25 protein-coding genes are annotated in these 19,373 nt (G+C 70.0%); 6 read left to right on the forward strand and 19 right to left on the reverse strand.

What is annotated here, in order from left to right; genetic code table 11:
* Nucleotides 1–405: 405 nt before the first annotated feature.
* The 7 genes from ACIQ7M_RS32145 to ACIQ7M_RS32175 all read right to left on the reverse strand — a co-directional run bounded on the left by ACIQ7M_RS32145 (nt 406) and on the right by ACIQ7M_RS32175 (nt 4,667).
* Nucleotides 406–858, reverse strand: coding sequence for a hypothetical protein (locus ACIQ7M_RS32145; protein WP_403650929.1), 453 nt, complete (start codon nt 856–858; stop codon nt 406–408).
* A 108-nt stretch (nt 859–966) separates the two neighbouring features.
* Nucleotides 967–1,248, reverse strand: a complete 282-nt coding sequence (locus ACIQ7M_RS32150; protein ID WP_403650931.1) for a hypothetical protein — start codon at nt 1,246–1,248, stop codon at nt 967–969.
* 547 nt (nt 1,249–1,795) lie between these two features.
* A complete protein-coding gene (locus tag ACIQ7M_RS32155; protein ID WP_403650933.1) occupies nt 1,796–2,176 on the reverse strand; it encodes a hypothetical protein in 381 nt (126 codons plus the stop codon).
* 382 nt (nt 2,177–2,558) lie between these two features.
* Nucleotides 2,559–2,798 carry a hypothetical protein gene (locus ACIQ7M_RS32160; RefSeq protein WP_403650935.1) on the reverse strand — a complete coding sequence of 80 codons (240 nt, stop codon included), beginning with the start codon at nt 2,796–2,798 and terminating at the stop codon, nt 2,559–2,561.
* Nucleotides 2,799–3,034: 236 nt separating this feature from the next.
* A complete protein-coding gene (locus ACIQ7M_RS32165; protein ID WP_403651129.1) occupies nt 3,035–3,376 on the reverse strand; it encodes a CPCC family cysteine-rich protein in 342 nt (113 codons plus the stop codon).
* 267 nt (nt 3,377–3,643) lie between these two features.
* Nucleotides 3,644–3,976: a hypothetical protein gene (locus ACIQ7M_RS32170; protein WP_403650937.1), complete on the reverse strand. Its 333-nt coding sequence runs from the start codon at nt 3,974–3,976 to the stop codon at nt 3,644–3,646.
* Nucleotides 3,977–4,196: 220 nt separating this feature from the next.
* On the reverse strand, nt 4,197–4,667 hold the full coding sequence (locus tag ACIQ7M_RS32175) for an ArsI/CadI family heavy metal resistance metalloenzyme (protein WP_389848108.1): 471 nt from the start codon (nt 4,665–4,667) through the stop codon (nt 4,197–4,199).
* 164 nt (nt 4,668–4,831) lie between these two features.
* Here ACIQ7M_RS32175 and ACIQ7M_RS32180 point away from each other — a divergent pair, with 164 nt between their 5' ends.
* The 3 genes from ACIQ7M_RS32180 to ACIQ7M_RS32190 are packed head-to-tail and all read left to right on the forward strand — an operon-like array spanning nt 4,832 to nt 6,422.
* On the forward strand, nt 4,832–5,212 hold the full coding sequence (locus ACIQ7M_RS32180) for a metalloregulator ArsR/SmtB family transcription factor (RefSeq protein ID WP_355769360.1): 381 nt from the start codon (nt 4,832–4,834) through the stop codon (nt 5,210–5,212).
* Entirely contained in the window at nt 5,209–5,952 is a 744-nt protein-coding gene (locus tag ACIQ7M_RS32185; protein WP_403650940.1) for an aquaporin, read from the forward strand. The genes ACIQ7M_RS32180 and ACIQ7M_RS32185 overlap by 4 nt, the downstream gene beginning before the upstream one ends.
* Before the next feature lie 29 nt (nt 5,953–5,981).
* On the forward strand, nt 5,982–6,422 hold the full coding sequence (locus tag ACIQ7M_RS32190) for an arsenate reductase ArsC (protein ID WP_355769355.1): 441 nt from the start codon (nt 5,982–5,984) through the stop codon (nt 6,420–6,422).
* A gap of 57 nt (nt 6,423–6,479) precedes the next feature.
* Here the strand turns inward: ACIQ7M_RS32190 and ACIQ7M_RS32195 are convergent, their stop codons facing one another.
* Together ACIQ7M_RS32195 and ACIQ7M_RS32200 are read right to left on the reverse strand one after the other, a co-directional pair.
* Nucleotides 6,480–6,800 carry a GYD domain-containing protein gene (locus ACIQ7M_RS32195; protein ID WP_384797078.1) on the reverse strand — a complete coding sequence of 107 codons (321 nt, stop codon included), beginning with the start codon at nt 6,798–6,800 and terminating at the stop codon, nt 6,480–6,482.
* A 277-nt stretch (nt 6,801–7,077) separates the two neighbouring features.
* A complete protein-coding gene (locus ACIQ7M_RS32200) occupies nt 7,078–7,551 on the reverse strand; it encodes a carboxymuconolactone decarboxylase family protein (RefSeq protein ID WP_355769349.1) in 474 nt (157 codons plus the stop codon).
* Nucleotides 7,552–7,761: 210 nt separating this feature from the next.
* Here ACIQ7M_RS32200 and ACIQ7M_RS32205 point away from each other — a divergent pair, with 210 nt between their 5' ends.
* A complete protein-coding gene (locus ACIQ7M_RS32205; protein ID WP_403650943.1) occupies nt 7,762–8,112 on the forward strand; it encodes a DUF6233 domain-containing protein in 351 nt (116 codons plus the stop codon).
* Nucleotides 8,109–8,480 (forward strand): hypothetical protein, encoded by a 372-nt coding sequence (locus ACIQ7M_RS32210; protein WP_403650945.1) that lies wholly within the window; start codon nt 8,109–8,111, stop codon nt 8,478–8,480. The genes ACIQ7M_RS32205 and ACIQ7M_RS32210 overlap by 4 nt, the downstream gene beginning before the upstream one ends.
* Before the next feature lie 88 nt (nt 8,481–8,568).
* Here ACIQ7M_RS32210 and ACIQ7M_RS32215 read toward each other — a convergent pair whose 3' ends face one another.
* The 5 genes from ACIQ7M_RS32215 to rpsB all read right to left on the reverse strand — a co-directional run bounded on the left by ACIQ7M_RS32215 (nt 8,569) and on the right by rpsB (nt 13,253).
* Nucleotides 8,569–9,708 carry a phosphatidate cytidylyltransferase gene (locus tag ACIQ7M_RS32215; protein ID WP_386989091.1) on the reverse strand — a complete coding sequence of 380 codons (1,140 nt, stop codon included), beginning with the start codon at nt 9,706–9,708 and terminating at the stop codon, nt 8,569–8,571.
* Complete coding sequence (frr, locus tag ACIQ7M_RS32220; RefSeq protein WP_355769342.1) at nt 9,708–10,265, reverse strand: ribosome recycling factor; 558 nt, start codon at nt 10,263–10,265, stop codon at nt 9,708–9,710. The genes ACIQ7M_RS32215 and frr overlap by 1 nt, the downstream gene beginning before the upstream one ends.
* A gap of 172 nt (nt 10,266–10,437) precedes the next feature.
* Nucleotides 10,438–11,208, reverse strand: coding sequence for a UMP kinase (gene pyrH / locus ACIQ7M_RS32225; protein WP_037625128.1), 771 nt, complete (start codon nt 11,206–11,208; stop codon nt 10,438–10,440).
* Nucleotides 11,209–11,390: 182 nt separating this feature from the next.
* Entirely contained in the window at nt 11,391–12,227 is an 837-nt protein-coding gene (tsf, locus tag ACIQ7M_RS32230; RefSeq protein WP_355769340.1) for a translation elongation factor Ts, read from the reverse strand.
* A 96-nt stretch (nt 12,228–12,323) separates the two neighbouring features.
* Nucleotides 12,324–13,253, reverse strand: a complete 930-nt coding sequence (rpsB, locus tag ACIQ7M_RS32235; protein WP_403650949.1) for a 30S ribosomal protein S2 — start codon at nt 13,251–13,253, stop codon at nt 12,324–12,326.
* A 266-nt stretch (nt 13,254–13,519) separates the two neighbouring features.
* On the opposite strand from rpsB, the gene ACIQ7M_RS32240 reads away from it, so the two are divergent.
* On the forward strand, nt 13,520–14,128 hold the full coding sequence (locus ACIQ7M_RS32240) for a murein hydrolase activator EnvC family protein (RefSeq protein ID WP_403650951.1): 609 nt from the start codon (nt 13,520–13,522) through the stop codon (nt 14,126–14,128).
* Nucleotides 14,129–14,294: 166 nt separating this feature from the next.
* Here the strand turns inward: ACIQ7M_RS32240 and ACIQ7M_RS32245 are convergent, their stop codons facing one another.
* From ACIQ7M_RS32245 to ACIQ7M_RS32265, 5 genes are all read right to left on the reverse strand, one after another.
* On the reverse strand, nt 14,295–14,852 hold the full coding sequence (locus tag ACIQ7M_RS32245; protein WP_355769372.1) for a helix-turn-helix domain-containing protein: 558 nt from the start codon (nt 14,850–14,852) through the stop codon (nt 14,295–14,297).
* A 156-nt stretch (nt 14,853–15,008) separates the two neighbouring features.
* Nucleotides 15,009–15,851 carry an RNA polymerase sigma factor WhiG gene (gene whiG / locus ACIQ7M_RS32250; RefSeq protein WP_326785273.1) on the reverse strand — a complete coding sequence of 281 codons (843 nt, stop codon included), beginning with the start codon at nt 15,849–15,851 and terminating at the stop codon, nt 15,009–15,011.
* A 270-nt stretch (nt 15,852–16,121) separates the two neighbouring features.
* A complete protein-coding gene (gene dprA, locus ACIQ7M_RS32255) occupies nt 16,122–17,267 on the reverse strand; it encodes a DNA-processing protein DprA (RefSeq protein WP_403650953.1) in 1,146 nt (381 codons plus the stop codon).
* A complete protein-coding gene (locus ACIQ7M_RS32260; RefSeq protein ID WP_403650955.1) occupies nt 17,264–18,889 on the reverse strand; it encodes a YifB family Mg chelatase-like AAA ATPase in 1,626 nt (541 codons plus the stop codon). Before ACIQ7M_RS32260 ends, dprA begins: the two co-directional genes overlap by 4 nt.
* Nucleotides 18,889–19,260 (reverse strand): YraN family protein, encoded by a 372-nt coding sequence (locus ACIQ7M_RS32265; protein ID WP_355769610.1) that lies wholly within the window; start codon nt 19,258–19,260, stop codon nt 18,889–18,891. The genes ACIQ7M_RS32260 and ACIQ7M_RS32265 overlap by 1 nt, the downstream gene beginning before the upstream one ends.
* Nucleotides 19,261–19,373: the final 113 nt, after the last annotated feature.

The following is a 19,373-nucleotide window of genomic DNA, read 5'->3' on the forward strand; positions in this document are numbered from 1 at the left end:
TTCTATAGGAGCTTCCTTGACGCCCTGGGCCGCGACTGCTCGGCTCTGCCTGGGTCGATGGCAGACGGGATGGGAGCACCCCCGCGCACGCCACATTCGGCCGGCACCCGCGAACGGCGCCCCCGCCATCTCGGAGCCTGAGGGCCCCCGCCGGAGGCATGCTTTGACCGCTGCCGTGTTCCTGCGGTGCTCGACTCATGGCCAGCGGCCCTATCCACATGTGGGCGCGCGTCGGCGCAGCGCGGGCGGAGCGGGCCGAAGGCAGGAGCGGCGCCCCGAGCGGAGCCGGGAGCCCGCCCGGCGGAGCGGAGCGCAGCCGGGGCTTGATGAAGGAGAGAAAGTTCTATCCCGCTGATTGCTGGGGCTTGCGGTGTGCGAGGTCGTGGATTGATCAACGGCGGCCTCTCACCTGCCTGGACGCCACCGGAACCAGTAATCCGGCCCCTCGACCCGGTAGCGGACCCCCGCATCAAAGCGCACCTCGCCCATCAGTCGCTGGGCGTCGTCCGGTGCCTGACGGTATGGAGCCAGCAGCAGGGCCAGTTCGTCGTAGCGGTCGTCGATCCCGCTCTGGCCCGGACGAGTCTCCGGCCCCACGGTTCCCGCCCCTTGGCGCTCGTTCCACCTGACAAAGATCGCCCACTGCTCGCGCTCCAGCTCCACTGCCACATCGCTTGCGGGCCAGACGCTGTACTCGTCGGCCTCGTCGGCGTCATCCCAGTCGTAGCCCTGGAAGTAGTGAGGCTGGCCGCCGACATCAGCGAGGCCGGCACGTGGCCCGCTGTACCACTCCAACTCGACGTACACACGCTCGAAGCCGTCCGCGATCAGCTGCAATTCATCCCAGGTCTCAGCCACATCCGGAGGCTACCGACGCGCGGCGCCGACATCCATGATCGCGATCTACGGCGCGAACGGCGACTCCCGCGACAGACACCGAGTGTTTCGGGTTCTCCCTCACTGCCGCTACGCCGCTTGCTTGCCCGGCGCTTGGCCGTGCTCGAGGTAGACCGGAGCACTCTCGGCGGGGGCCTCGATCGCTGCGAGGATTCTCCGGGCCAATCGCGGGATCGTGCGATCTGCGATCTCACCTAGGGGGACGAACCTGACGGCCTTCAGTTCCTCCGCCTGGAGGTGGATCCCTTCTACGATTTCCTGCAAGAGCTCGCCGCCGTCGAACAGGTACAACACCTTGTCGCCCTCCGCGCCGTTCGGTGCCCAGTCGACGGCCAGGAGGCGACCGAGCAACAGCGTGATGCCCAGTTCCTCGCGGCCGGCAGCCTGGAGCGGCGACCACGAGATCGCTGACTACGTGGACGGTCGGATCAGGAAGGTGCGGCGGCCTCCGCGCGGTCCATCTGGCACGTGAGTGGCACGGCCTGGCACGTGAGTGGCACGGCGACCCCCACCGACCGGAACCGGCCGGAAACGACAGAGGCCCAGATCACCGGGTTCACACCGGACGACCTGGGCCTTGTTCGTGTCCTGAGACTGGTGGGCACGGACGATTTCGAACCGCCGACATCCGCCTTGTACGGGCGGACGTGGTCGGCGGCGCACTTCCCCAGGTCGCTCCGGATATAGCTGCTGCCCAGGCGCACGGCTCATCTCGACTGCGGCGAGCCGTCATTGACCATGGCTGACCGCACGATGTGGCACGGACTGTGGCACGCGACCTTCTGATCCGTAGCTCTAGAGAGAGCAGTCGCCGTGAGGTCCCCAGGGGTGCCGCGGGTCACGGTCGGTTGCTGTCGTTGCGGTGCTTCACTGCTGTACCGCCGATCAACTTCCACTGCTACGAGTTCCCCTTACAGTCGGCTTTGATCGTGAGTTCGTGAAGCACCTTGCCATCGGCACCCAGGAGAGGTGCGTTTGTGCGTGTGACGAAAACCGCCCAGGTGCCGCGGGCGAGCAGACTCTCGTCAGTGCCCCCGGAGTGGATCTGCTTCCAGCCGTCTGCCCGAAGTGCCGCTGCCACATCCTCTCGGGAGTGAGCCGCACTCTTCGCCGGTACAAAGCCGTCAAGAAAGATCGAGCAGTAATTGCCGGACGGCTTTTCTTTGCCGTCTCCTGTGAACCCACCGGGCACGTCCACCCGCGCCGCCGCTTGAAGCAGCTCCCCCCGAACGGTCTCGTATTCCTTACGGTGCTGCGCCGTTGAAGGGTCGACGCTCATCCTTGCTCGACTCGGGGAGGGCTGGGGGGTCTGGGCGCCTCCGCACCCTGCGATCAAACCGATCAAAGGCAGGAGATGGGCGAGACGGGTAATGGCATGACGCATGTCCGAGATCATAAACCGCTGGTCAACGGGCTGAGACCGTCAAGCACGAGACAAGCGTCACGGAAGATTTGGAAGGGGTGGATCGGTCCTTCCTTTGAGCGCCGTAGTTCCCCTGGATCCCCGCCGACTGTAGGTTGCATCGCAATTTTTTGAGGTCTGGCCTCATCTTTATCAGGTCGATTACGGCGACCCGTCGACGCCGGTCGAGCCGTGCGTCGCTTCGGCTCGCGGTGCGCGAAGGTTCGATGTTGTCCGTCGCCATTTGTGCTTGTTGGTGTCAGGCGCTGATGTCAGGAAGAGGGGTCTGAGGGCCTTGGGAGTTGGGCTTACGCCGCTCCTGCAGTCGGCCAAACACGATCCCCGCGCTGAAGGCCAGCACGACCAGAGCGAAGATCGCCCCAGCTCGCACAATCGCGCTGGAGTCAAAGAACGCCTTGTCTCCGAGGTCGAGGGCGAATGCGATGCACCCCAGTGCGAGCAACCAGTCCGGCACAGTTGCACGTCTCTTCTTTGGCATTGAGCCCTCCTTACGCGCGTGACCATACATCTCGCGCCGCTGGCGTCTCGGCCGGCCGAGCACTGTGGACCTGCGAGGCCCTGGCCCTCTCGACGCGAACTATGGGCGCGGAGGTCGGTGAGGTCTCCCGGGCCGGACAGGAGGACCTTGCGGGTTCTGGACGGTCACCTGCGGTCGCCTCGGTTGCTGTACTTCGCTGCTGTACAGCGGAGGTGAACGATCGGACAAGGTGGGACCTAGCTTTGATCACTCGACGGGGTCCCGCGGTAGAGGACACCCGTGCCGTAGTGCGGAGCGATGTCCGGGTGCTCTTCCGGTCGCGGCGCGCGCACCTGTGGCGAGAGACGCCCGCTGCTTGCGCCGGTAGCTTCGAAGTTCCGCCGTGCCTCAGTCAGGCTGAGCCGACCGTTCGGGCCGCCTCGGCACTCGTCTGCATCGTGGTCATCCTGACCGTCGTCCTCCCAGAAGCAAACTGGACAGATCTCGTACATTGCACGCTCAGCGAGGGTGACAAATCCACAGCAAGGGCAGCGATATGGACCGTTCTCGGCTCGGCCTATGACATCCGCGAACACCATGAGCGCATTGTGCTGTGCGATCACGCTGACGCACCTTCCATTTTCGTGCGGTCGGCGGAGTCTCAATGGGCGAGCGAGTCAACACTTCAGCAATCTTGAAAACCGTCGTGGCGCGAGTCACCGTGGGTTCAAATCCCACACCCACCGCGCAGGTCGAAGGCCCCCGACCAGGAACATCAGTTGGGGGCCTTCGACCTGCGCGGTGCTCGTTGGTGACCACGATTCCCCGTGAGTCCCCGGTCTATCAGGCACGGATGGGGCACGGAGCTAAGGTGTGATCCAATCTGCCCAGCCAAAAGCGAACTTGTAGGCGGCACGTGCCGCGTCCCATCCCCGGCCACCTGCCAGGAGCGCTACAGCCAGCGCGACGACGAACAGTGCGGCAAAGACTCCAGCGAAGATCGCGCCCGTCCCCGGCGACCAGACCACACTCACAAAGACGCTCGCAATGATTGTGATGGCCAAGCCCAGGTGGGCAACGGGCATCTCCACGCGAAACAGCTCCCGCGCCGCCCTCCGAGATGCCTGCATGTCTGCCTTGTAGCGCTCTCTTGCCGCATCCGGATCAGCGTTCGTCCCCTCCGGCCACTGCTGCTCCACGAGCATCCTCCCCCTTCGCCACTGGCCGGGAGCTTAGACCTCGGTCTTGTCCCCATCGCCTCAACCCACCGCTCTCCCCAGCTCCCAGCCCGGACCGGAGCGGGGTGGGGTGGGGTGCGGGCGGTCACGTGCGGGATCCTCGTATGCCGGTGACGCGTGCTCCTCCAGGCCCGGGATACCCATTCCCTGGCTCGCGTGGACGCCGGTCGGACCGTTCGGTTCACTGTCCGCAGGCGCATCCGGCGGCTGCGGGGGCGGCTTCCTCGGTGATCTGGCTGGTGCAACAGCCGTCGCCGGCCGGGGCGGCGTCCTTGCCGAGTGTGCCGGCGTCGGCCTTGACCACGTACACCTCCCACGGTTCCTTGCCGGGGCCGTGCACCCACACCTTGTCCTGGAGGGCGTAGCAGCAGGAGGTGTCGTTCTCCTCGAAGGTGGCCAGGCCGGCGTCCTTGAGGCGGGTGGCGGCCGCGCCGACCTGGTCGGTGGACTCGACCTCGACGCCGAGGTGGTCGAGCCGGGTGTCCTCGCCGGGGCCGCCCTCGATCAGAACGAGCTTGAGCGGGGGCTCGGTGATGGCGAAGTTGGCGTAGCCCTCACGCCGCTTGGCGGGTTCGGTGCCGAACAGCTTCGTGTAGAAGGTGATCGACGCGTCGAGGTCGCTGACACGCAGGGCGAGCTGAGCACGGGACATGGCGGTCTCCCATCGGCTTGCATCGATGTCTGGCTTGCACCGACGCCTGGCTTTCATGAACGTTTTGCTTGCATCGAAGGCCGGCTTGCATCGGCGGTCGGGCTTGCATTGATGTTTGTCGATGCAAGCTTGTGTCTTGATTCGAAGGATGTCAACATAGACGTATGTCGAAGCAAGAGCTTGTGGTCCTCGGACAGACCGACGAGAGCGGCGCGTGCTGTCCCGGCCTGGTGACCGCGCCGCTGGACGAGGACCAGGCGGCCGAGCTGGCCAAGCTGTTCAAGGCACTGGGCGACCCCGTGCGCCTGCGACTGCTGTCGATGATCGCGTCGCGGGCCGGCGGTGAGGTCTGCGTCTGCGACCTGACTCCGGCCTTCGACCTGTCCCAGCCGACGATCTCGCACCACCTCAAGCTCCTGCGGCAGGCCGGTCTCATCGACTGCGAGCGACGGGGCACGTGGGTCTACTACTGGGCGCTGCCCGCCACCCTCGACCGGCTCGCCGCCTTCCTGAAGACCTCGCAGACCGCCGAGGCGACCGCGTGAGCGTCCCGCTGGGCCGCCGGGCCGTCGCCGAGGCGGTCGGATCGGCCGCCCTCGTCGCGGTGGTCGTCGGCTCCGGCATCCAGGCCACCGAGCTGACCAGCGACGTGGGCGTGCGACTGCTCGCCAACTCGCTGGCCACGGTCTTCGGTCTCGGCGTGCTGATCGCGCTCCTGGGCCCGGTGTCCGGCGCGCACTTCAATCCCGTCGTCACCCTCGCCGCCTGGGCCACCGGCCGCCGCACCGGGGACGGACCGACCGCGCGCGAGGTCGCCGCGTACGTACCGGCCCAGGTCGCCGGAGCCGTGGCCGGCGCGGTCCTGGCCGACGCGATGTTCGGCGAACCGCTCGTGCGCTGGTCCACCCACGACCGCTTCGCCGGTCACCTGTGGCTGGGCGAGACCGTGGCGACCGCCGGCCTCGTCCTGCTCATCTTCGGCCTGGCCCGCACCGGCCGCGCCCGCTACGCGCCCGTGGCCGTGGCCTCGTACATCGGCGCCGCGTACTGGTTCACGTCGTCCACCTCGTTCGCGAACCCCGCGGTCACCGTCGGCCGGGCCTTCACCGACACGTTCGCCGGAATCGCCCCCGGCTCCGTCGGCCCGTTCGTCGCGGCCCAACTGGTGGGCGCAGCGCTGGGACTGGGGCTGGTCGTCGCCGTCTTCGGACGTCCGGCACCCGCACCGGCCGGCCCCGTCGGTGTCCAGGGCGAACCCGAACCCGCCGCTCGCGCTCTTCCCTGACCCGCCCCTCGCCAGAAAGCGCACCCGCCTTGAACACTCCCTCCGACGTGAACACCCCCGGCGAACAGCCGTCCGTGCTCTTCGTGTGCGTCCACAACGCCGGACGCTCGCAGATGGCCGCCGCCTTCCTCACCCACCTGGCGGGCGACCGCGTCCGGGTGCGCTCCGCCGGTTCCGCTCCGGCCGACACGGTGAACCCCGCCGTCGTCGAGGCCCTGGCCGAGAGCGGCATCGACATCGCGGCCGAGGTGCCCAAGGTCCTCACCGCGGAAGCGGTCCGGGCCTCCGACGTCGTCATCACCATGGGCTGCGGCGACACCTGCCCGGTCTACCCCGGCAAGCGCTACCTCGACTGGCAGCTCCCCGACCCCGCCGGGCGGGGAGTGGAAGCCGTCCGCCCGATCCGCGACGAGATCGAGAAGCGCGTTCGCGCCCTGATCGACGAGATCGCCCCGGGGACCCGGCGCTGAGCCCGTACGCGGGGCGGCGAACCGAGCCGGCCCGGAGCGGGCCCGGGTCCGCTCGGGTCAGGCGCCCGGCGGGCGGAAGGCGACCTCTCTGCGGGCGGCCTCGTCGATCTCGTCGAGGGTGAGAAGCGGTGTCGCCCTGGTGTGGAGCGCTCCGCTGGCCTTGACGCTGAGGCTGACGGCGGCCATGGAGACCGCGTCGGGGAAGTCGAGGACGCACACGAAGTCGTCCTCCCCGAAGGAGAAGTACATCGCCTCTACGGTCCCGCCGAGGCCGGCGACGACGTGCTCGACGGCGGCGCGACGGCCGCTCGCGCCCTCCTTGAGGACGCCCTTCGCCCCCTCGGGCGTGTAGCGGGCCTGGATGAGGAACTTCGGCATAGGGGTGCTTCCTGCCTCTGATGTGTCCGGTGCGGGAAAGGCTTCCCGCTGTCGCCACCGTCGCCGACCGGAGAACGGCGGGATTCACTCGTACGACAGCGGCCGCCGGGCCATCCGAAGGTGCCGGACCAGCCGTCGGACGATCCGAAGGGCCCGGCCATCGGCCGATCCGCGGACTAAGCCGGCCGTCGATCCGCGGGCGAATCGGCGCCCTGGCGGACGGGCCCCCAGAGGCACCCGCCCCCGGAACCCGCCCCGCCCGCCCGCCCGTCCCCGACTACGCGAACTGGCCGGGCCGGTAATCGCCCGCCGGCTGCTGGACCATGACGTTGGCGCGGTTGAAGGCGTTGATGAGGGCGACGCAGCACACCAGGGCGGCGAGCTGCTCCTCGTCGTAGTATTTGGCGGCGTTCGCCCAGCACTCGTCCGAGACGCCGCCGGCCGCGTCGGCGATGCGCGTGGCCTGCTCCGTCAGCTCCAGGGCCGCGCGCTCGGCGTCGGTGAAGACCGTCGCCTCCCGCCAGGCCGCGACCAGGTTGAGGCGCACGGAGGTCTCGCCCGCGGCCTCCGCGTCCTTGCTGTGCATGTCGGTGCAGAAACCGCAGCCGTTGATCTGGCTGGCACGAAGCTTCACCAGTTCCTGCGTCGCGAGCGGCAGCGTCGACTCCGCGAGCGGCCTGCCCGCGGCGACGATGTGCTTCATGAACTTGGCCGACACCGTGCTGGCGAAGAGGTTCAGACGGGCTTCCATGGCGTGCTCCCTCGGGTCGCTTCTCGTGGTTACACCTGATTGACGGAACGGCCCGGCCCGGTGTGACCGACCTGAATGTGACCTGCGTCTCCTCGCGATGCGGCGACGGGCACCCCCTCCCGCGAGAAATCCGCGAGGTTCGGGCCGGGGCGCGGGCGGGCAGGCGAGGGGTGCTGTCACGACGCCGCACCAAGCCCTAGAATCGAATATGTGTCCGAAAAAGTGTCCCGCCTGCAGCACCTGCGCAGCGTCCGCGCCTGGCTGCTCTGGCAACTGCGCCGCACCGACGACACCATCGCCGAGCTGGAGCGCCAGGAGGTCGCCGCCCAGCGCGTGGCCCGTACGTCGCCCCCGCCGCCGCGCGGCTGGAAGCTCGCGATGCGGCGGGCGGGTGGTGACGGCACGGGCGCGACCCCCGACGCCGTCCACACCGGCGACTGCGGCATGGCGGGGAAGAACACGAGGCCGCTCGCCCGCGAGCAGGCTCTCCGGGCGATCACCGAAGACGGCGTCACGGCCTGCCCGTACTGCCGACCCGACACGGATCTGGGTGTCCTGTGAACCACGACCACGCACAGCCGAACCACGAACACGCGGAACCGGAGGACGAGAACGCGCAACCGGAGAACGAGCACGCGGAACCGGAGCACGAGCACGTGCAGTCGGACCACGAGCGCATACCCGCCCCCGCACCCATCGCCGTCGGCCGACCCGCCGGAACCGGCGGGCGTCGCGTCACGATCCGCGGGCGGAGCGCCGGCGTCGCCCACAGCGACGCCGACGTGGTCGAGTTCCTGCGCCGCGCGGGCCTGCCGGACGCGTGGGAGTACCTGGACGATCCGCAATGGGTGGACTGGCAGGACGGCAGGCCCCGTACATACGACACCACCCCTCCGGGTCACGGGGATCACGGTGAGGTGATCGGGTGACCCGAAGGGGTGGTGTCGTGGATGTGCGCGCCTCGCGGACACGTACGCCGTGCGCGCGTACGTGTCGTACGCGCGTGCGGAAAAACGATCAGCCGGATCCGACGAAGAGCACGAGCAGCAGCCAGACGACCGGAGCCGTCGGGAGCAGGGAGTCCAGCCGGTCCATGATGCCGCCGTGGCCCGGCAGGAGGGTGCCCATGTCCTTGATGCCGAGGTCCCGCTTGATCATGGACTCGCCGAGGTCACCGAGGGTGGCGCTGGCCGCGACCGCGAGGCCGAGGATCAGACCCTGCCACCAGGTGCCGTCGTCGATCAGGAACTCCATGCACAGCGCACCCGCCACCATCGCGAAGGTGACCGCTCCGAACAGGCCCTCGCGGGTCTTTCCGGGGCTGATCCGCGGTGCCAGCTTGTGCTTGCCGAAGCGCCAGCCGACGGCGTACGCCCCCGTGTCGCTGACGACCGTCAGGAGCAGGAAGGTGAGAACGCGGCGCGGGCCGTCGTCGGCCGTGAGCATCATGGCCACGAAGGTCGCCAGGAACGGCACGTAGAAGGCCGCGAAGACCCCCGCCGTGACGTCCTTGAGGTAGCCCTCCGGCGGTTCCGTCATCCGCCAGACCAGGACGGCCAGCGCGGTGAGCGCCATGGCCACCCAGGCACCCTCGGCACCGCGCACGTATCCGGCGACGACCATGGCGGCCCCGCCGAGCGCGAGCGGCACGAGGGGTGCCTTGATGCCCTTGCGCTCCTCCAGCCGTGAGGTGAGCTCCCAGAGCCCCACCACCACGGCGACCGCTATGACGCCGACGAAGACGGCCTTGACGACGAACAGCGACGCGACGATCACCGCGCCGAGACCGACGCCCACTCCTATGGCCGCGCCCAGGTCGCGTCCCGCACTCTTCTTCGGAGGTGCGGGGGCGGGCTCGGGTGTGGTGCTGGGCATGGGCTCCTGCGGGCTCTGCGGATTGTGCGACGGCTCCCCGTAGGGCGCCGTCGGAGGCGTGTCGTTGCGGACGGAGGGGCCGCTCAGCCGAGCGGCCCCCCTGTCGTCATCCTGGTCTCCGCCATGTGCGGGTACGTCGGGCGCGGTGGGCATGGGCCGAGTGTGCTGCGCGTCATGCGCATCGTACGTGGGACCCGCCGGGGCCGCCCCCTGAGCAGGCCCCTGCTCGGACGGCCCCCAGTACCCGGCTTGTGGCGGCGCTCCCCAGGAAGAGTCGTTCATCAGACCTCGAGCAGCTCCGATTCCTTGTGCTTCAGGAGCTCGTCCACCTGGGCGACGTACTTCGCCGTGGTGTCGTCGAGTTCCTTCTCCGCACGGCGGACCTCGTCCTCGCCGGACTCCTTGTCCTTGACGAGCTTGTCGAGGGCGTCCTTGGCCTTGCGGCGCACGGCGCGGATCGAGACCTTGGCGTCCTCGCCCTTGGTCCGCGCGACCTTGATGTAGTCCTTGCGGCGCTCTTCCGTCAGCTCGGGGAACGTCACCCGGATGATGTTGCCGTCGTTGCTGGGGTTGACGCCCAGGTCGGAGTCGCGGATCGCCTGCTCGATGTTGCGCAGCGCGCTCTTGTCGAACGGGGTCACCACGGCCATGCGCGGCTCCGGAACGGAGAACGAGGCCAGCTGGTTGATCGGCGTCAGCGCGCCGTAGTAGTCGGCCACGATCTTGTTGAACATCGCCGGGTGCGCACGACCGGTGCGGATCGCGGCGAAGTCCTCCTTGGCGACCACGACGGCCTTCTCCATCTTCTCCTCGGCCTCGAGGAGGGTCTCTTCGATCACCACTTGCTCCTGCGTGTCTTGAGTAGGCCCGGCAGCGGTTCCTCGTCGGAGTCCGGCGGCCGGCTGCGTCGCGTCTTGTTCCTGCACGGTTCCGGACCGGCAGGACATTGTCCATCCCCCGGTCGGGGTCCGTCCCGGACCGGAAGGCGTATCCGGTCCGGCGCGTTCCCCGTCAGGCTCGGCCGCTCTGGTCGCCCACGAGTGTGCCGATCTTCTCACCCTTGACGGCCCGCGCGATATTGCCCTCCGCCAGGAGTTCGAAGACCAGGATCGGCAGCTTGTTGTCCCGGCACAGCGTGATGGCGGTCATGTCGGCGACCTTGAGGTCCCGGGTGATGACCTCGCCGTAGCTGAGCGCGTCGAACTTGACCGCCTCGGGGTTGGTCTTCGGGTCGGAGTCGTAGACCCCGTCCACACCGTTCTTGCCCATGAGGAGCGCCTCGGCGTCGATCTCCAGGGCTCGCTGGGCGGCAGTGGTGTCGGTGGAGAAGTACGGCATGCCCATGCCCGCGCCGAAGATGACCACGCGGCCCTTCTCCAGGTGCCGCACGCCGCGCAGCGGGATGTACGGCTCCGCGACCTGGCCCATGGTGATGGCGGTCTGGACGCGGCTGTCGATGCCTTCCTTCTCCAGGAAGTCCTGGAGGGCGAGGCAGTTCATGACCGTGCCGAGCATGCCCATGTAGTCGGAGCGCGCCCGGTCCATGCCGCGCTGCTGGAGTTCGGCGCCGCGGAAGAAGTTGCCGCCGCCGATGACGACGGCGATCTGGGCACCGCCGCGCACGACGGCCGCGATCTCGCGGGCGATCTTGTGCACCACGTCGGGATCGACGCCCAGTCCCCCGCCACCGGCGAACGCCTCGCCGGAAAGCTTCAGCAGGAAGCGGCCCGCGCCCTTGCCGTCGTCGCTCTTCTCGCCGTTGCCGGCCTGGGTGGTGGTCATGGAGATCTCCTCATGGTGCACATACGAAGAAGGCCATTGCCGGTGGGGTGTGTTCGCATCCCATGCTCGGCAATGGCCTCCTCGTCAGATCTGCTGTCGTCCGACACACACGTATGAGTGCCGGCGTACGCGGACGACTGCTGTCGACCCTATCGGGGTCGCGCGTCGATCGCTGTACGGACTCAGATGCCGACCTTGATGCGCGAGAAGCGCTTCAGGGTGACACCGGCCTCGTCCAGAACCTTCTGGACGGACTTCTTGTTGTCGAGCGCGTACGGCTGGCCGAGGAGGGTGGCCTCCTTGAAGAAGCCGTTGACGCGACCCTCGACGATCTTCGGGAGCGCGGCCTCGGGCTTGCCCTCGGCGCGGGTGGTCTCCTCGGCGACGCGACGCTCGGACTCGACGACCTCGGCCGGAACGTCCTCCTTGGAGAGGTACTTCGGCGCGAAGGCGGCGATGTGCTGCGCGATGCCCTTGGCGAGGTCGGCGTCGGCCTTGTCCAGCTCGACCAGAACACCGATCTGCGGGGGCAGGTCGGGCATGGTGCGGTGCATGTACGAGGCCACGAAGGCGCCGGAGAACTGGGCGAAGCGGTCCAGGACGATCTTCTCGCCCAGGTTCGCGTTGGCCTCGTCGACGAACGCCTGAACCGTCTTGCCGGGCTCGATCTCGGAGCCGAGGAGCGCCGCGATGTCGGCCGGCGACGTCTTGACGACGTGCTGGGCGATCTCGTTCGCGACGGCCTGGAACTTCTCGCCCTTGGCGACGAAGTCCGTCTCGCACTTCAGCTCGACCAGGACACCGGAGGTGTTGTCGTCAGCGATGATGGAGACCACGGCGCCGTTCTCGGCGGAGCGGCCCTCGCGCTTGGCGACGCCCTTCTGGCCCTTGATCCGCAGCGCCTCGACGGCCTTGTCGACGTTGCCGTCGGCCTCGTCCAGCGCCTTCTTGCAGTCCATCATGCCGGCGCCCGTGAGCTCACGGAGCTTCTTGACGTCGGCGGCGGTGTAGTTCGCCATGATTCCTGGAATCTCTCTCGAAGTCTGAAGATCTACGGGACGAACGGCGGGGGCTTTGAGGGCCCCCGCCGTTCACAAACCCGAAGGGGTGAGGGGTCAGGCCTGCTCGGCGTCCGCGGCGGGAGCCTCGGCGGCAGGGGCCTCGGCGGCGGGCGCCTCGACGGCCTCGGCCTCGGCGGCCGGAGCCTCGGCCTGCTCGGCGTCGGCGACCTTCTCCGTCTCGGCGGAGGTCTGGACCTCGGCGTCGTCGGCCTTCTTCTCGCCCTCGAGCAGGTCGCGCTCCCACGCGGCGAGCGGCTCGCCCGCGGCCTTGTCACCCGCGGCCTTGCCGGCGCCGGAGCGGGAGATGAGTCCCTCGGCGACGGCGTCGGCGATCACGCGGGTGAGCAGGGTGACGGAGCGGATCGCGTCGTCGTTGCCCGGGATCTTGTAGTCGACCTCGTCCGGGTCACAGTTGGTGTCGAGGATGGCGACGACCGGGATGTTGAGCTTCCGGGCCTCGCCGACCGCGATGTGCTCCTTCTTGGTGTCCACGATCCAGACGGCGCTGGGCACCTTCTGCATCTCGCGGATACCACCGAGGGTCTTCTCCAGCTTGGCCTTCTCGCGCGAGAGCACGAGAAGCTCCTTCTTGGTGAGACCCGAGGCCGCGACGTCCTCGAAGTCGATCTGCTCGAGCTCCTTGAGGCGCTGCAGACGCTTGTAGACGGTGGAGAAGTTGGTGAGCATGCCGCCCAGCCAGCGCTGGTTGACGTAGGGCATGCCGACGCGGGTGGCCTGCTCGGCGATGGCCTCCTGCGCCTGCTTCTTCGTGCCGACGAACATGACCGTGCCGCCGTGGGCGACGGTCTCCTTGACGAACTCGTAGGCGCGGTCGATGTACGACAGCGACTGGAGCAGGTCGATGATGTAGATGCCGTTGCGCTCGGTGAAGATGAAGCGCTTCATCTTCGGGTTCCAGCGACGGGTCTGGTGACCGAAGTGGACGCCGCTTTCCAGCAGCTCCCGCATCGTGACGACGGCCATGGCCGTTCTCCTCGGTTTTCTCGGTTGTGCCGCGTGTGCCGGACGGCACTCGCGCCTGACGCCCGCGACGCGCCTTGCCACAGAGGACCGAGAGGCGCTGACACCGGTGGTGACCGGATGTCGGGGCGTGCGAAGTCGACCCGATGACCCGGGTCGCCATCAGAAGTGTACGGGACCCGAGAGGGCGCAGGTGACGCCGCTGTCCACAACCGGCCGGTACTCCACAGATCCCGGCCATGATCCGTTCGGTGCGGCACGGTTCCCGCATGCGAGTGAACCGATGTGCGCGTATGTGGCTTCTCGTGGGCCTGGCCTCGACCCTTCTGGGCGCCTCGGCCCCGGCGGCGCCGGCTCCCGGGACCGGCCCCGGACCGAGGGCTCCGGCCTCCCCGCCGGCGGCCGACCCCTCGGTGCCGGCCCTCGCGCGCGCGTGGCCCGTGGGTGTCCGGCCGTTCGTCGTACGGGGCTGGGAACAGCCGGCGACGGCCTACTCCCGGGGGCATCGCGGGGTCGATCTCGCGGCCACGGCCGGCGCCCCGGTGCGGGCCGTCGCGCCCGGGCGGGTTTCGTACGCGGGCCGGGTCGCGGGGCGCGGGGTCGTCTCGGTGGAGCTGTCGGGCACGGGGGCGCCTCCGCTGCGGACGACGTACGGTCCCGTGCGGGCCTCGGTGCGCAAGGGCGACGAGGTCCTCGCGGGCGAGGTCGTCGGCGCCCTGGAGGCTCCGGATCCGCACTGCGGAGCGGCGCCCTGTCTGCACTGGGGCCTGCTCAGAGGCCCCGCCTATCTGAACCCGCTGTCCCTGCTTCCCCCGTGGCTCCTGAACGCCGGCCCGTCCCGCCTGCTGCCGCTCAACGGCCCGGGCGCTCCCTCCTGACCGGCGAAGACCGGGGGGACGGGGAGGCGGTCCGGCCAGGAAGGCGGCCCGGCCAGGGAGGTGGGGTCAGTCGGGGATGCGGGGTCGGCCGGGAGGCGGGGTCGGCCGTCGGCGTGAGGCGGGGTCGGCCGTCGGCGTGAGGCGGGGTCGGCCGTCGGCGGCGGGGTCAGCCCCGGACGCCCCGGAGGGCCATCGTCACGGCCGCCTCCGTGATCGCGGAGGGGTCCTCGGCGGCGCCCAGCTCGATGCGGCGCACCGCGGCGTCCACCACGCCCTGGAGGAGCATGGCGGCCAGTCGCGGCTCGGCGTGACCCATCTCGGCGAGCGCCTCACCGATCATCGTCACCAGCCCGCCGTGCGCGGCGCGGATCTTTTCCCGGGCACCCGCGTCGAGTTCGCTGGCGGAGATGGCGACGACGGCCCGGTGTCTCCGGTCCCCGACCAGGGCGAGCTGACTGCGCACATAGGCCTCGACCGTGGCCTCGGGGCCTTCCGCCGCGGCCATCGCGGCCGAGACCTCGGCCGCCCAGACGGGGAAGTCGACCTGGCACAGTTCCTCGACCACGGCCGCCCTGGACCGGAAGTACTCGTACACGGAGGACCGCGCGAGCCCCGTGCGCTCCGCGAGCGCGGGGAAGGTCAGCGCCTCCGTCCCGCCCTCGGACAACAGGGACCGCGCCGCGTCCAGCAGGGCGGCTCGCTGCATCGACCGGTGCTCGGCCACGGAGGCCGCTCGAATCCTTGGCACGTCAACCACTGTACGGACGCGGCGCCGCGGACGGGAACCACTCCGGCGAGCCCGGCGAGGTGGCGTCCGTCGCGCCGGGCCCGCAGCCCGGACGGCACGGCGGGACCGCCTGCCGTCACGGCACGACCGGGCTCAGCGTCCGAAACTGGCCAGCTTGGCGCGGAGCTGGAGCACCGACTTGGTGTGGATCTGGCTGACCCGGCTCTCGGTCACCCCGAGCACATTGCCGATCTCCGCCAGCGTGAGCCCTTCGTAGTAGTAGAGCGTGACGACGGTCTTCTCCCGGTCGGGCAGCGTGTTGATCGCCCGTGCCAGCAGCCTGCGCAGCTCCCGGTCCTCGGCCACCTCGACCGGGTTGTCGGCGGCGGTGTCCTCCAGCGTGTCCATGAGGCTCAGCCGGTCGCCGCCCTCGCCGCCGGCGTGCAGCAGCTCCTCCAGGGCGACCACGTTGGCCAGCGACAACTGGCTGAAGACCGCGTGGAGTTCCTCCACACCGATGCCCATCTCGGCGGCGACCTCGCCCTCCGAGGGGGTGCGCCGCAGCCGCGCCTCCAGCGTCGCGTAGGCACGCTCGACATTGCGCGCCTTCTGCCGCACCGACCGCGGGATCCAGTCCAGCGCCCGCAGTTCGTCGATCATCGCCCCGCGGATGCGGGTGATCGCGTACGTCTCGAACTTGATCTCCCGTTCGATGTCGAACTTCTCGATCGCGTCGATCAGTCCGAACACTCCCGACGAGACGAAGTCGGCCTGCTCGACATTGGCCGGCAGACCCACGCTGACGCGGCCCGCGACGTACTTCACCAGCGGCGAGTAGTGCAGGATCAACTGTTCCCGCAGCCGCTCGTCACCGGTCGACTTGTACGACCGCCACAGCTCGTCGAGTGTCGAGGGCGCGGGCGGGCGCACGCTGCCGCCGTCGCGGGCGGCTGGCGGGATGGCCGTCCGGTCGGACCCGGAGGTGTGCTGGGGCATTCGTCGCCTTGTGCCGTTCTGCCGTGAACTGGGATGACCTGGGTGTCCTGTCGGCCTCGTGCCGAGATCGCGTGCCTACTTCGGATCCTTGTGAGCGTAGCGTGACTGAGCTGTCGCAGTGCGCGAAGAGCGGGCTGTCACCCGCACGCGAAACCTTTCCCCGGGACGTCTCCCGGAGTCACGACGGTCGCCCTGCGTGACCATCAGGGGCGCCAACTGCGAGGATTACCAGGCGTGTCGGCGTTCCCCCGGACGGCCGAACACGCTCGGTCAGCATCCCTCCCGATCACCTCCGACGGACGCCGTCGCCTGGCGTGTCAACTTCCAGCCGTCGCCGTGTCGTTCGACGAATCCAAGTGCTCGGAGTTCGTACAGTCTCCCGACCGCGTCGTCCGCGCTGGTCGCCGCTCGCCGGGCGATCTCCCCGGTCCCGGCCGGATCCCGCGCCGGCAGAGCGGCCAGGACCCGGACCGCGTCCGGGTGCAGCAGGTCGCGGGGCAGTACGGGACCACGCCGGTCCGGCGCCAGCTCGCCCATGGCACCCACGAGTTCGGCGACTTCGGCGGCGTCGGACACCAGGACGGCCTCGCCTCGCAGCAGTTCGTGCACCCCGGCGGACAGCGCGCTGGTGGCGGGTCCCGGCACGCCCATCGTGAACCTGCCGAGCCGCTGTGCGGCACGGGCGGTGACGAGTGCTCCGCTGCGGTACGCCGCCTCGACGACGACGGTGCCCCGGGTGAGCGCGGCGATGACCCGGTTGCGAAGGATGAATCTGCTCGGCGTCGGATGCTCGCCCGGCGGCAACTCCCCCACCACGAGGCCCTGTTCCGCGATCCTGGTGATCAGCCCGGTGTGCCCGCGCGGATAGGGCCGGTCGACGCCGCAGGCGAGCACCGCGACGGTGGCGCCGCCCGCCCCGAGGGCGCCCCGGTGCGCGGCGCCGTCGATGCCGTAGGCACCGCCCGACACCACCACCCAGCCCCGCTCCGCGAGTCCGGCGCCGAGGGTGGCGGCCATGTGCGCGCCGTACTCCGTGCAGGCGCGGGCTCCGACGACGGCGACGGATCTCAGGGCCCACAGCCGCAGGCCGGCCCGCCCCCGCACCCACAGTCCGACGGGCCGGGCGTCCCCGAGGTCGTCGAGCTGCGCGGGCCATTCGGATTCACCGGGACAGATGAACCGCACCCCGGCGTCCCGGGCGAGGGCGAGGTCGCGTTCCGGCGCGGCCCGCGCGGCCCTGGCCCGCAGCCCGGCCCACCTCCGGTCGGTCATCCCTCTCGGCTGCCCCAGGTCCCCGTACAGCCACCGGACCGCTTCTGGGGCTCCGACCTCCCTGATCCAGCGCCCGCAGACCTCGTCGCCCGGTTCGACGACCCGGGACAGCGTGGCGCGGGCCCGGCGCTCGCCGGCTGTCATGCCGGCGAGCCGATCGCCATCGGCACCCCGCGCGGGACTCCGGTGCGCAGTTGGAGGGCCAGGGCGACGTCACCGGCGTCGGGCCGGTCGTGTCCCGAAAGGTCGGCGACCGTCCACGCGACCCGGAGCACCCGGTCGAGCCCACGGGCGGTCAGCACCCCGCGTTCCAGGCCCCGCTCGGCCTCGTCCATCGCTCCCGGCCGCGCCTGCCAGCGTCCGCGCAGCTCGCGTCCCGGCACCTCGCTGTTGGTGTGCCAGGGAGTCCCCTTCAGACGTTCGGCGGCCCGCTCGCGCCCGGCGAGGACCCGGTCCGCGACCGTCTTCGTCGACTCGCCCCGCGCACCGCGCGCGGTGAGTTCGGCCCGGGTGACCGGCTCGACGTCCACCCGCAGGTCGACCCGGTCGAGCAGCGGCCCGGAGAGCCTCGCCTGATAGCGGCGGATGACCGAGGGCGGACACTCGCAGAAGTCGTTCGTCGTGCTGAAGCGTCCGCAGGGGCAGGGGTTGGCGGCCAGCACCATCAGGAACTTGGCGGGGAACCTCACGACTCCGGCGCTGCGCGCGATCACCACGTGTCCCGCCTCCAGCGGCTGCCGCAGGGCGTCCAGCGCGAAGCCGCTGAACTCCGGTGCCTCGTCCAGAAACAGCACGCCCCGATGCGACAGGGACACCGCGCCGGGCCGTGCGAGCCCCTTGCCGCCGCCGACGAGGGCCTGCATGGTCGCGGAGTGATGGGGCGCGCAGTACGGAGCGACGTCCACCAGCGGTTTGCCGGGCGGCAGCAGGCCCGCGACGGAATGGATCGCCGTGACCTCCAGGGATTCCTGCCGGGTCAGGCGCGGCATGATGAGCGGCATCCGCTCGGCCAGCATCGTCTTGCCCGCGCCCGGTGGCCCCTGAAGGAAGACGTGATGGCCGCCCGCCGCCGCCACCTCCATCGCGGTGCGCGCCGAGTGCTGGCCGACGACGTCGCCGAGGTCGTGGCCCGGGTCGTGTTCGGGCACGGCGATGCCGCACAGGCCGGTGGCCTCGCCCGTGCCGGGCAGGCGCAGTCCGGCCGTCAGCGGGTCCGGGCGGCCCCGCTCGTCCGGCTCCTCCTCAGGAACCGGTTCGTCCGCCAGCACGGCGATGAGCTGGCGCAGGCTGCGGACCCCGAGCACCGAGATTCCCGGCACGAGTGAGGCCTCGGCCGCCGCGCACTCCGGCACCACCACCTGTTCGTAGCCGGCGTCCGCCGCGGCGAGGACGGCCGGCAGGATGCCGCGGACCGGCCGCACCCTGCCGTCGAGCCCCAGCTCCCCGATCATCACGATGTCGGCGAGCACCCGTGGGTCGATCCGCTCGGCGGCGCCCAGCACCGCCGAGGCCACGGCGAGGTCGAACCCGGAGCCGCCCTTGGGCACCGAGGCCGGGCTCAGCCCCACCGTCAGTTTCTTCTGCGGCCAGGCCGCGCCGGAATTGACCACCGCGGCCCTGACCCGGTCCCGGCTCTCCGTCAGGCTCTTGTCGGGGAGCCCGACCAGCGTGAAGGCGGCGATGCCCGGCTCCAGGTCGGCCTGGACCTCGACGACGACGCCCTCCACGCCCACCAGGGCCACCGAACACGTACGCGCGAATGCCATCAGGCCACCCCCCGCGCGTGCTCGACCACGGGTGCGCCGCGTTCGGGGATCAGGACGCCGACCAGGTCGATGCGGACGCCGCCCGGCGGGGCTCCGCCGTGCTCCTGGAGCCAGCGTTCGGCCAGACCGCGCAGCCGGCGGGCCTTGGCCGGCGCGACGGCCTCCATCGGATGCTGGAACGCTCCGGCCCCGCGGGTCTTGACCTCGCAGACGACCAGCGCGTCGCCGTCCCGGGCCACGATGTCGATCTCGCCCGTACGGCCACAGCGCCAGTTGCGTGCCAGGATCGTCATGCCCGACCCGGTCAGCCGCCGTGCGGCCAGTTCCTCGCCGTAGGCGCCCAGTGCCTTGCGTGCCTCGGATGTCTTCATGTCGGCACCACCTCCGGCACCGACACTGAGGCCAGGTCACACAACTTTTGGATCTTGGTGGACGAGCGGGTGACTGTGGAAAGCCCAGTCACCCGTACGAGTCATCACCGTGG

The organism is Streptomyces sp. NPDC096324, from assembly GCF_044763015.1.
Taxonomy (GTDB): domain Bacteria; phylum Actinomycetota; class Actinomycetes; order Streptomycetales; family Streptomycetaceae; genus Streptomyces.